The organism is Pseudomonas tehranensis (genome assembly GCF_014268615.1).
In the GTDB taxonomy this organism is placed as follows: domain Bacteria; phylum Pseudomonadota; class Gammaproteobacteria; order Pseudomonadales; family Pseudomonadaceae; genus Aquipseudomonas; species Aquipseudomonas tehranensis.
Genome location: NZ_JABWQV010000011.1, coordinates 45,243 through 55,968, shown reverse-complemented (window position 1 = coordinate 55,968; position 10,726 = coordinate 45,243). Strand labels below are relative to the sequence as shown.

The following is a 10,726-nucleotide window of genomic DNA, read 5'->3' as shown; positions in this document are numbered from 1 at the left end:
CGGCACCGGCAACGCCCTGGGCAACGTGCTCACCGGCAACACCGGCAACAACGTGCTGAACGGTGGAGCAGGCAACGATAAACTCAACGGCGGCGCAGGCAACGACATGTTGATCGGCGGCACTGGCGCTGACGTCCTGACCGGCGGCACTGGAGCCGATCGATTTGTTTTCAATGCGTTGAATGAACTGGGTAAGGGGAGCGCTCGCGACGTTATTAACGACTTCAGCAGCATCCAGGGCGATAAGATTGACCTGTCGAAACTGGACGCCAATATCCTGACCACGCCAATCAACGGGTTCAGCTTCATCGACTCGAACGACTTCACCGGCGCGGGACAATTGCGCTTCGTCGATCAGGTGCTTTACGGCAACATCAACGGCAATCTGGATGCGGATTTCGAAATCCAGCTACTGGGCGTCAATACCTTCAGTGCCAACGATCTGATTGCTTGATAAAGCGGTGTCCGGACGCTCTGAGACAGCTCAGAGCTTGCCCAATACCGACTCGGCTTATAGCGACGCCCTGACTACCAATGGGCAATCTACTGGCTGGGCGCCCGACACCTCGAGGTTCTCGATCAGGTGCCGGGCAGCCCTGCGCCCGATCTCGTAGTACGGCAGTTGGACCGTGGTCAGTGGCGGAATGAACAGCTCGGCGATGCCGATCATGTTGTCATAGCCGAGCACCGCAACGTCGCCGGGAATCTTCAGGCCACGGCCCAACAACAACTGATAGGCACAGAAGGCGATACGGTCGTTGCCGCAGATCAGAATGTCGAACTGCGGTCGCCCCTCGATGATGTGCCGGTCGAGAATGGCTGCGGTTTCACCGTAGGCATCGTGATCGGAAAGGTCGTATTGCAGGAGCGCTTCAGGCGCCAGCCCAAAGGCCTGACAGGCACGTCGCAAACCTTCTTGTCGCAGGCTCCAGGCAAGGCTCTGTTTTGGCAGATTGATACACAGAGGGCGCCGATAGCCTTGGCTCAAGGCGTGATGCACCGCTCGATGCTGCCCCGTTTCATCATCCGGCACATAGCTGACCAGGCGAGTATCATCGGCCAGGCAATTGGCGAGTACCAGCGGTTTGCTCTTTAAACGCTCGGGGATGCTCACCTGACGCAACCCCATGGCACTGAAGATCAGCCCGTCGGGACGGTGTGACATCATCAGGTCGATATTCTGCTCGGTGGGCGGGTTGCTCAACAGGTTGAGGATAAACACATTCCAGCCGGCTTGTTGCGCGGTCTGCTCGATGGACAGTAGCAGCTCGACGGCGAAGGGGGTGGTGGCGGTATCCAGTGCGAACACACCGATGGTTCGCGCCTGGAGATTGTCCCCGCGCATCCTGCGCGCCGAAAGGCTCGGTACGAATTGCAGTTCGTCAATGGCGCGACGCACCCGCTGGAGGGTTTCCGGGCTCAGTTTTTCCGGGGTGTTGAGCGCTCGGGAAACCGTCATCAGGGACACGCCGGCCAGCTGTGCAACGTCTTTCACTGAAGTCATGCGAGGTGCGGCCAGTCAGGTTGACGCCGAATCATGACACAGGCCCCGGGCTTCTCGCGACTCGAATGACGATGCTCATAGCCACCCCGAGGCCAAAGACCACGCATGGGTGATGGAGACGTCCCCGCCGGTCCCGCTTGCGAGTAACTTCACCCCCAGGCTGTTGGGCTGGGGGTAGATGCGGCTGCTGAGACTGAAGCGGCCGCTTTGCTCAAACACCTCGATGGACGAGCGGTCCAGAAACACACGCAGTTGCAGAGGCTCTTGTTCCCGGTCGATCGCCACGCTGCGTTGACCGCTCACTTGTGCCCCCGAACGACTGCGGTCGAGCACCAGGCGCTGCAGTGACGCATCGTAGTAAAGCAGGGTGTATTCATCGCCATCGGCACTGCATCGCAAGGCGATGCCCAGGGTGCCTTCGGTGCAGTCGAGTAAATTCAACTGCACATGGATCTCGAGCCTGTCGCCATTCACTTGCGGCACCCACCGACTGCCCGATTCACCCCACGCAGGCGTGCTTGGCAACGGCGCCTTGCGCAACGCCGTCAGTTCCCGGGCCGGGAACACCCTGAGGCGATCAGCATGCAATTGCAGCTCGCGTGGCAGTCCGAGCATGCCGCACCAGTGATGGGGCTGGCTCGGCATCGGACTTTCCCACATGTCGAGCCACGCCCATACCAGGCGCCGACCATCGGCGGCTACCAGCGTTTGCGCGGCATAGAAGTCATGGCCGTTATCCAGCTCGATAAACGGCCCGCCGTTGAAGTGCCATTGGCTGTCGAGTTGCCCCACGCGATAACCGGTCTGGTACTTATTGAGCCGCTCATACCCCTCAGGGCGCATGCCTTGGGGGGAGTACAGCAGCACGTCGCGCCCATCGAGGCGAAACAGATCCGGGCACTCCCACATATAGCCATCGCCCTCGTTGCCACGGGACACATAGTCAAGGAACTCCCAGGCGTGCAGATCGGTGGAGCGGTACAACGGGAGCAAAGGCGTATCGCCCTGGCGTGCGCCAGCAATCAGGTACCAATAGTCGTGGTCCTTCCAGACCTTGGGATCACGAAAATGCATGATCGTGTCTTGCGGTGCGGTTTCGATGACGGCGCCATGCTTGGCGAACCGGATGCCGTCGACGCTGGTGGCAAGACACTGGACCTGGCGGATCTGGCGTTCGTCACCCACTTCCCCCAGCCAGGTGTGCCCGGTATAGATCAACGCCAGCGTGTCGCCACACACCACCGCACTGCCGGAAAAACACCCGTCGCGGTCAAAGTCATCGCCCGGCGCCAGTGCGATGGGCAGGTGCTGCCAATGGACCAGGTCAGCACTCTTGGCATGTCCCCAATACATCGGGCCCCATTTTGCGTCGAAGGGGTGATGTTGATAGAACACGTGATACTCGCCGCGGAAATACACCACTCCGTTAGGGTCGTTCATCCAGCCCGCGGGTGGGGCAAGATGATAGTCGGGACGATAGTCATCGATGACGCGGGACAGGCCAGCGCTCAGCGCCTGTTGCGCAAGCTCAAGGGTCGCGGACATTGGAGCGTTCATGGGATTCACACACACGGTCATAGGGCGCCTGCTCGTACCGAGCGCTGGGCAATATCATCCAACGGGGTTTCGAGGGTTTGTGGGTGGCGCCTCAAGGCCGTACCGTCGGCATCGAACAGGTGCAGATTGTCGATCTCCACCTGCAGTTCGACCCGATCGCCCACTCGCCACCCGGCGTGTACCTCACAGCGACAGATCATGGGCTCATCCTGGCCGGTATCGAGGTGTACATAGGTTTCGCTGCCCAGGTATTCGACCCCGATCACGGCGATGCCGGCAGTGCCCTGTGCCGCCTTGAGCGTCACATGTTCCGGGCGAATCCCCAGGCTCAGTTGGCTGTTCGCCGCCAGGCTCGAGCTGTCAAAGGGCAGGGCGGTCCTGCCCAATACGAGGCTTTCAACCAGGCTGCTTGCGCCTGGCGTATGCAGGCTCGCAGCAAGAAAGTTCATTCTGGGCGAACCCAGGAAGCCGGCGACAAACCGAGTGGCCGGGCGCTCGTAGAGCTCCCGCGGCGAGCCAACCTGCTCGATGTGGCCGCCATTGAGCACGACAATCTTGTCGGCCAGGGTCATTGCCTCAACCTGATCGTGGGTCACGTAGATCATGGTGGTGCCCAGTCGAGCATGCAGGCGGGCGATTTCGTTACGCATCTGCACCCGTAAGGAAGCGTCCAGATTGGACAGCGGCTCATCGAACAACAAAATGTCCGGCTCCCGCGCCATGGCCCTGCCCATGGCCACCCGCTGACGCTGCCCGCCCGACAGTTCCTTGGGCTTGCGTTGCAGCAGTTTATCCAATTGCAGGATTTGCGCGGTTTTCAACACGCGCTCACGCAGGCTGGTCTTTTCGGTCTTTGCCAGTTTCAGACCAAAACTGATGTTGTCGTAGACGCTCATGTGCGGGTAGAGCGCGTAAGACTGAAACACCATACCGACGCCACGCTCGCGCGGCTCCAGGTCATTGACCCGGCGACCGTCGATCAGCAGGTCGCCGGCGCAGATGGAATCGAGCCCGGCGATCAGTCGCAGCAGGGTCGATTTTCCGCAGCCCGAGGGGCCGACGAACACCACGAATTCACCGGCGGCGATTTCCAGGCTGACGTCGCGAAGAATGCGCATGCCGCCCAATTGTTTGTTCACGTTGTCTAGCTTCAACTTGATCACGATGCTGTTCCTTGTCTTTGTTGGGCATCAACCCTTTAACGCACCGGTAGTGAGACCGGAAACGATTCGGCGCTGGAAAATCAGCACCAGAATCACCAGTGGGACGGTGACCAGCACCGAAGCGGCCATCAACAGCCCCCAAGGCAACTCATGGGAGCTGCCGCCGGAAATCAGGGCGATGGCTACCGGCACCGTGCGCTGCGTGTCGGTGAGGGTGAAGGTCAGGGCGAACAGGAACTCGTTCCACGCAGCGATGAAAGCCAGCAGGCCGGTGGTGACCAGCGCCGGCCAGAGCAGCGGCAACAACACGCGGGTCAGGGTAACCCAGGGCGAAGCACCGTCCATGATCGCCGCCTCTTCCAGCTCATGGGGCAGTTGGCCCATGAATGTGGTCAGTACCCAGACGGTGAAGGGCAGGGTGAAAATCGTGTAGCTCAGGATCAACGCCCAGGACGTGTTGTACAGCCCCAGTGCACGGATCACCTCGAACAGCCCCGACAACACCGCGACCTGGGGAAACATCGACACGCCAAGGACCATCATCAGCACCGTGCCCCGCCCACGAAACTTCACCCGGCCCAAGGCATAGGCGGCGGTCAGGCTGAGGAACAGCGCCAGCGCGACCACACTCAGGGCAACCACCAGCGAGTTACCGATCGCCCGCAAGAACGAGGCCTGCTGGAGCACGGCGGCATAGTTGGAGAAGTCGGGGTTGTCGACCCAGTAGCTCACCTGGAACAAGGCGCTGGACGGCTTCAGCGAAGTCACAATGGCGTAGTAGAAAGGGAAGACCGCATACAGCAGCAAAATCCCGATCAGGCACCAGAACCCGACGCGCAACAGCGCTTTTTTCAGTAGGCGCGGGCTCATGAGCGAACCTCCATTTGACGGCGTCCGAGGTACAGATAAATCATGGCGATGACTGCGACGACCAGAAACAGCAAGGTCGAGGCAGCGCTGCCGTAACCGACGTCCTGAAACTCCATCAGGTGCTGGCGGGCGTAGACCGACATGCTCATGGTGCTCGACGAGTTGGAGGTCAGCACATAGATGACGTCAAACACCCGCAACGAATCGAGGATGCGGAAAATCGCCGCCACCAGCAGCGCCGGCATCAGCAGCGGCAGGGTGACTCGCCAGAACACCTTCAGCGGGTGAATGCCATCGACGCGGGCAGCTTCGTAGCAATCGCCCGGCAACATCTGCAAGGCCGCCAGCATCAGCAGCGTGACGAACGGGACGGTCTTCCAGACGTCGACGATGATCACTGCCCACATCGACAGGTCGGCGTCTGCCGTCCAGGCCAGGGGCGCGTCAATCAGGCCGGCGCCCAGCATCAGATGATTGATGATGCCGAACTGGTCGTTGAGCATCCATGACCAGATCTTCGCCGAGACAATGGTTGGAATTGCCCAGGGAATCAGAATCAATGCCCGTACCAAGGCGCGCCCGGTGAACTTGACGTTCAGCAGCAGCGCGACCAACAACCCCAGCACCATTTCCAGCCCCACTGAAACCACAGTGAAATGCAGGGTGTTGCGCACCGCGTTCCACCACTGTGGATCGACCAGAACGCCCGACCAGCCGGTGCTGCTGTGCAACAGATAATTACTCAGGCCGATAAAACTTGCGTCACCGGTGTCGGCCAGGCTGGCGTCGGTCAGGCTGAACCAGAATGTGCGCAGCAGCGGCCAGGCCGCCACCAGGGCCAGACACAACAACATCGGAGTCAGGAACAGCCACGCGGCGCGAACACGGCGGCGTTGTACCGGCGTTTCCCGGGCGGGCAGCAGCTCGTCACCGGTGGCCAGGGTAGTGGAGACAGACATGGTGATTTCCTTCCTTGTGGCTTACCAGTTCCGGCGTTTGATGCGCGTCAGTTCGCTTTCCAGTTCGGCCAGCGCTTGATCGACCGGCACTTCGCCGGCCAGCACGCCATGCACTTGATCGAAGAACGCATTGGAGACCCGTGGATAGCGATCGGCGGTAATCGAGGCAGGGCGCATGACCCCATCCTTAAGAATGCTGCGCAGTTGACTGTAATAAGGCATCGCCGCGAGCAACTCGGGGTCTTGATACAGCGACTCGATCACCGGGTTATAGGCGCCGACCAGGGCACGATGTTTCTGCTGCTGAGCACTGCTCAGGTAGCTCACCAGTTCTGCGGCCAGCTTGGGGTTGGCGCTGTAACGCGACACCGCCAGGCCCCAGCCACCGAGGGTGGAGGCGTGGGTGCCAGTCTCGCCACCGCGGGGCAGGGGAGCCACGCCGACCTTGTCTTTTACGACGCTATCCGGGCTTTGCACCAGGGCCCAGACATACGGCCAGTTACGCATGAACAGCGCATTGCCCGACTGGAACACACCACGTCCTTCTTCCTCGGTGTAGTTGAGTACGCCGCGTGGGGAAATGTCTCCTACCCAGCTCTTGGCCAGCGTCAACGCCGTTCTTGCCGCCGGGCTGTTGACCACGATGTCGCCTTGTGAATTGACCAACCCACCTTGCGGCTGGCTGCTGATCCACTCCAGTGCATTACACGTCAGGCCTTCGTAGGCGCGGCCCTGGAAGACGTACCCCCAGGCATTGGCGTTCCCGGCATTGCGCTCAGCCTGTTGGACTTCCCGGGCAGTTGCAGTCATTTGCTCCCAGGTCTGCGGCACCTGCTTGTGGTACTTCTCGAGCAAGTCCTTGCGGTAATACAGCAGGCCCGAATCGGTGAACCAAGGCATCGTCACCAGCCGGCCGTTCACCGTGGCGTTGTCCACCTGGGCCTGGAAGTAGCCCTCGGTCGCGTTGGCAGGGAGCACCTCGCGCAGGTCCATCAGATGTTTGGCCAGCATCCCCGGCCACACCATATCGATTTGAATGATGTCGATGTCGCTGGACCGGGCACTCAGGATTTGTTGGTAGAACGACAACCTTTCGGTGGCCGAGTTAGGCGTCGAAACCACTTCGACGCTGTTGCCGGTCTGCTTCGACCAGGCGTCGACAGCCTCCTTGCACAGTTGCAATTCAGCACCCACCGCACCGCAGGAGATTGTCAGGTTGGCGGCGGTCGAGAGGGATGGAAGCCCGACACAAAGGCCGAGCAGCGCAGCAGGAAGGAGCGATTTGAGCTGTTTCATAAAGCCCTCTTTATTTTTGTTTTTAGAAAAGTTAACGTTAACATCGCCAAATGTAGCAGCGTATTTGCGATGAGGCATCCTTTTTTTCATGGTTTTTGACAATTCAAAGGCCGAGAAAAAAAGACCATTGCGGGAACACAAAAATAAAAACAAAACAGGGAAATCCACATGCAGAAAGCATCAAGCTGGCTTCTCGCAGGCGTGCTCGGCACCTCGGCAGCCACCGCTCACGCAGCGACGCTGGAAGAACGCATGGCCGCGTTCGAGGCTCGTGCCAGTGCCGCGGAAAAACGTGCAGCGGCCGCCGAACAGCAAACCCAGGCCCTGGCCAGGGAACTGCAACAACTCAAACGCGCCGCTCCCGCCCTCCAATCCATGGCATCCCCTGCAAGTGTCGCCACGTCGACGCTGGACACGCGGCTGGCAAAACTCGAAGCCCATCAACAGAGCCTGGAAAAAAAGGACAGCGGTGCTCACCTCACCGACGGGTTCAGTTTCAAGGGCTACGCCCGCTCCGGGTTGTTGGTCAATGACGGGCTGGGTGGCGGTCGTGGCGGTCCTTATACCACCCCGGCAGGTTCCGTCGGCGGCGCCGTCGGGCGACTCGGTAACGAGGACGACACCTACATGCGTATCGACCTGTCGAAAGAGCAGTACGCACAGAACGGCACCCGCTCGAAATTCACGGTGTCCATCGCCGATGGCGTAGAAAGCTCCAATGACTGGACCGCCGACGAAAGTAACCTGAACGTGCGCCAGGTGTTTACCGAACTGGACCATATCGCGGCGTTCAAGGGGAACTCGGTGTTTGAGAACTCCACCCTTTGGGCAGGCAAGCGGTTTGACCGGGACAATTTCGATATCCACTGGCTGGACTCGGACGTCGTCTACCTGGCTGGCACCGGCGGCGGCATCTACGACGTGCAAATGAATAAGAACTGGCGCTCGAATTACTCGCTGGTCGGGAGAAATTACGGGGAGTTCAGTGACGGCGGCGTCAACGCTGATGTGGAAAGCTACGTCCTGACCTCTAACCAGTTTTTCGACAATGGGCAGTGGCAATGGATGTTCAACGCCATTGGCGCCAAGGAAAACGACATCGGTACTCGTAGCAATGAAGCGGGCCTGACGCCTGCGGACTCCGGCTTGCACAGTATGGTGGCCAATCACCAGAAGACCTTTTTCGGCAGGGAAGGCTTCTTCAAAACGGCGTTGCTCTATGGGCAAGGCCTAGGGGCAGAGGTCAAGAACATTGGCTCGGACGGCGAACTGATCGACGACGCCCGCGCTTTGCGTCTGGCGCTCTACGGTGAGACACCCATCGCTCCCGGCTGGCGCATCGGTCCGAGTTTACTGGCCGAGCAGAGCAAGGACCGCTACGTCAAAGGGGATGACTACCGCTGGATGACACTCAACGTGCGCCTGGCCAATGAAATCAACAGCAATTTCGAAATGGCCTACGAGATGAGCTGGCAAACCATGGATCTCGATCCCAAGGGCTACCTGCAACGCAACGCAGTCGACGGTAACTTCTGGAAGTTCACGATCGCCCCGACCTTCAAGCCTGATTTTGGGGACCTTCTCACACGCCCCGAACTGCGTGTGTTTGCCAGTGTCATGGACTGGTCCTCGGATCTGGACAGGTACAGCGCCGCCGATTCGTTCGGCAAGTCTGACTTCAATTCAGGTGGCGTGTGGCAATACGGGATACAGATGGAAACCTGGTTCTAAAGGGCTGGGGGTATCTTCAAAGAGAATCACACCGTCAGATTTACCTCCGCGGCCTCGTCAAATTTCGACCGGGCCGCTTCAACCTCAGGCAGTTTGTCGAGCGTCCATTTATGCAGTTCGCGAAATGGCTGTTGCAGCGTTTGACCCAGTGGGGTGATCTCATACTGGACCGCCACGGGCGAGAACGAAATCACCTTGCGTGAGACAAGGCCATTTCTTTCCAGCCGCCGCAGGCACTGTGTCAGTGCTTTCTGAGTGACGCCCTCCAGGCGGCGCTTGATGGCATTAAAGCGGTGCGGCCCATCATCCAGCACCGCCAGCACCATCATTGACCACTTATCGGCGATCTGGTCGAACAGCGCCCGGCTTGGGCACTCCGACGAGAAACATTGCGGCTTTAATTCCAGCATCGAAGTTTCCTCATATATACCTAGGCGACTCTAGGTGCCTAATTGACATTTGGTTTACAAAATATACTTATATGGCTTCCAAAAGCAAACGGAGTCCATCCAATGTCAAACCCTGATACCAGCATACTATTTCGTCCTTTTTCGATCCGCTCGCTTGAACTGAAAAACCGGATTGTCATGGCGCCGATGACGAGGCAACTTTCGCCGCAGGGCATCCCCGGTGAAGGGAGCGCTGCCTACTACCGGCGGCGGGCTGAGGGTCGGGTCGGATTGATTTTGTCAGAAGGCACCGTCATCGACCGTCCCGCTTCACGTAACGGTTCCGGCATTCCTTTTTTCCACGGTGAAGCAGCGCTAGCTGGATGGAAGAACGTGATCGATTCGGTTCACAAGGCGGGTGGCCGCATGGGGCCGCAACTCTGGCACACCGGTGCAGTACGTGACGTCAGCGGCTGGGAGCCTGATGCACCGGTTGAAAGCCCATCTGGTCTCGATTCGCCAAACGACCCGCGCGGCGTGGCAATGAGCGAAGAGGACATTGCAGACACAGTTGCTGCTTTTGCCAGGGCAGCGGCGGATGCCAAACGGCTGGGTTTCGACACAGTCGAGATCCATGGGGCTCATGGATATTTGGTGGATCAGTTCTTCTGGGCGGGTACCAATCAGCGCACCGATCGTTATGGCGGACCGACGATCAAAGAGCGCTCGCGCTTTGCCGCTGAGATTGTGTCTGCCGTTCGTCATGCGGTGGGGCCCGAGTTCCCTATCATCATGCGCGTTAGCCAGTGGAAGCAGCAGGACTTCGGGGTGCGCCTCGCCGAGACCCCTGCATTAATGGAAGAGTGGTTGCTACCGTTGGTTGAGGCGGGTGTTGATGTGCTGCATTGCTCGCAGCGACGCTTCTGGGACGCTGAGTTTCCCGAAGTCGATGGTGAGAACGGGCTGAACTGCGCGGGCTGGGCAAAGAAAGTCACTGGCGCCACGACTATTAGCGTCGGTTCGGTCGGGCTGGACAATGATGTTACTCACGCCTTCGCTGGCAAGGGGTCAACCCCCGCGAGCCTGGAGCGGCTCGTCGAGCGCATGGAGCGCGAAGAGTTTGATCTGATCGCTGTAGGGCGTGTTCTGCTGAGTGACAAGGAGTGGGTCGCCAAAGTGGAAAAAGGCGATTACGCAGATCTGAAGGGCTTCAATCCGGCATCTTTAGCCGAATTGGTTTGAGCCTTGGAGAGTGTC

10 protein-coding genes are annotated in these 10,726 nt (G+C 59.4%); 3 read left to right on the top strand and 7 right to left on the bottom strand.

Annotated elements, in window-relative coordinates; genetic code table 11:
- A partial coding sequence (locus HU811_RS04600; protein WP_496198542.1) for a calcium-binding protein occupies nucleotides 1–454 on the top strand: 454 nt, incomplete at its 5' end.
- Between the two features lie 57 nt (nucleotides 455–511).
- On the opposite strand, the gene HU811_RS04595 is transcribed toward HU811_RS04600, so the two are convergent.
- The 6 genes from HU811_RS04595 to HU811_RS04570 form a co-directional block, all read right to left on the bottom strand.
- Nucleotides 512–1,504 (bottom strand): LacI family DNA-binding transcriptional regulator, encoded by a 993-nt coding sequence (locus HU811_RS04595; RefSeq protein ID WP_186654296.1) that lies wholly within the window; start codon nucleotides 1,502–1,504, stop codon nucleotides 512–514.
- Nucleotides 1,505–1,579: 75 nt separating this feature from the next.
- Complete coding sequence (locus HU811_RS04590; protein WP_186654295.1) at nucleotides 1,580–3,082, bottom strand: glycoside hydrolase family 32 protein; 1,503 nt, start codon at nucleotides 3,080–3,082, stop codon at nucleotides 1,580–1,582.
- A complete protein-coding gene (locus HU811_RS04585; RefSeq protein ID WP_092398156.1) occupies nucleotides 3,079–4,224 on the bottom strand; it encodes an ABC transporter ATP-binding protein in 1,146 nt (381 codons plus the stop codon). The genes HU811_RS04590 and HU811_RS04585 overlap by 4 nt, the downstream gene beginning before the upstream one ends.
- A gap of 27 nt (nucleotides 4,225–4,251) precedes the next feature.
- The gene (locus tag HU811_RS04580) at nucleotides 4,252–5,094 is read right to left on the bottom strand and encodes a carbohydrate ABC transporter permease (protein ID WP_092398158.1); all 843 of its coding nucleotides are present in this window, start codon (nucleotides 5,092–5,094) and stop codon (nucleotides 4,252–4,254) included.
- Nucleotides 5,091–6,053 carry a carbohydrate ABC transporter permease gene (locus HU811_RS04575; RefSeq protein ID WP_092453456.1) on the bottom strand — a complete coding sequence of 321 codons (963 nt, stop codon included), beginning with the start codon at nucleotides 6,051–6,053 and terminating at the stop codon, nucleotides 5,091–5,093. The genes HU811_RS04580 and HU811_RS04575 overlap by 4 nt, the downstream gene beginning before the upstream one ends.
- A gap of 21 nt (nucleotides 6,054–6,074) precedes the next feature.
- Entirely contained in the window at nucleotides 6,075–7,349 is a 1,275-nt protein-coding gene (locus HU811_RS04570; protein WP_186654294.1) for an ABC transporter substrate-binding protein, read from the bottom strand.
- Nucleotides 7,350–7,517: 168 nt separating this feature from the next.
- Between HU811_RS04570 and HU811_RS04565 the strand changes: the two genes are divergently transcribed.
- Nucleotides 7,518–9,080, top strand: a complete 1,563-nt coding sequence (locus HU811_RS04565) for a carbohydrate porin (protein WP_186654293.1) — start codon at nucleotides 7,518–7,520, stop codon at nucleotides 9,078–9,080.
- 26 nt (nucleotides 9,081–9,106) lie between these two features.
- On the opposite strand, the gene HU811_RS04560 is transcribed toward HU811_RS04565, so the two are convergent.
- Nucleotides 9,107–9,490, bottom strand: coding sequence for a winged helix-turn-helix transcriptional regulator (locus HU811_RS04560; RefSeq protein ID WP_092453462.1), 384 nt, complete (start codon nucleotides 9,488–9,490; stop codon nucleotides 9,107–9,109).
- Between the two features lie 102 nt (nucleotides 9,491–9,592).
- Between HU811_RS04560 and HU811_RS04555 the strand changes: the two genes are divergently transcribed.
- Complete coding sequence (locus HU811_RS04555) at nucleotides 9,593–10,711, top strand: NADH:flavin oxidoreductase (RefSeq protein ID WP_186654292.1); 1,119 nt, start codon at nucleotides 9,593–9,595, stop codon at nucleotides 10,709–10,711.
- The last annotated feature ends 15 nt before the right edge of the window (nucleotides 10,712–10,726 follow it).

What these genes read in the sequence shown, in the direction of transcription:
- HU811_RS04560 (WP_092453462.1), bottom strand. Translation starts at nt 9,490, where the DNA reads ATGCTGGAATTAAAGCCGCAATGTTTCTCGTCGGAGTGCCCAAGCCGG.
- HU811_RS04570 (WP_186654294.1), bottom strand. Translation starts at nt 7,349, where the DNA reads ATGAAACAGCTCAAATCGCTCCTTCCTGCTGCGCTGCTCGGCCTTTGT.
- HU811_RS04555 (WP_186654292.1), top strand. Translation starts at nt 9,593, where the DNA reads ATGTCAAACCCTGATACCAGCATACTATTTCGTCCTTTTTCGATCCGC.
- HU811_RS04595 (WP_186654296.1), bottom strand. Translation starts at nt 1,504, where the DNA reads ATGACTTCAGTGAAAGACGTTGCACAGCTGGCCGGCGTGTCCCTGATG.
- HU811_RS04565 (WP_186654293.1), top strand. Translation starts at nt 7,518, where the DNA reads ATGCAGAAAGCATCAAGCTGGCTTCTCGCAGGCGTGCTCGGCACCTCG.
- HU811_RS04580 (WP_092398158.1), bottom strand. Translation starts at nt 5,094, where the DNA reads ATGAGCCCGCGCCTACTGAAAAAAGCGCTGTTGCGCGTCGGGTTCTGG.
- HU811_RS04575 (WP_092453456.1), bottom strand. Translation starts at nt 6,053, where the DNA reads ATGTCTGTCTCCACTACCCTGGCCACCGGTGACGAGCTGCTGCCCGCC.
- HU811_RS04590 (WP_186654295.1), bottom strand. Translation starts at nt 3,082, where the DNA reads ATGACCGTGTGTGTGAATCCCATGAACGCTCCAATGTCCGCGACCCTT.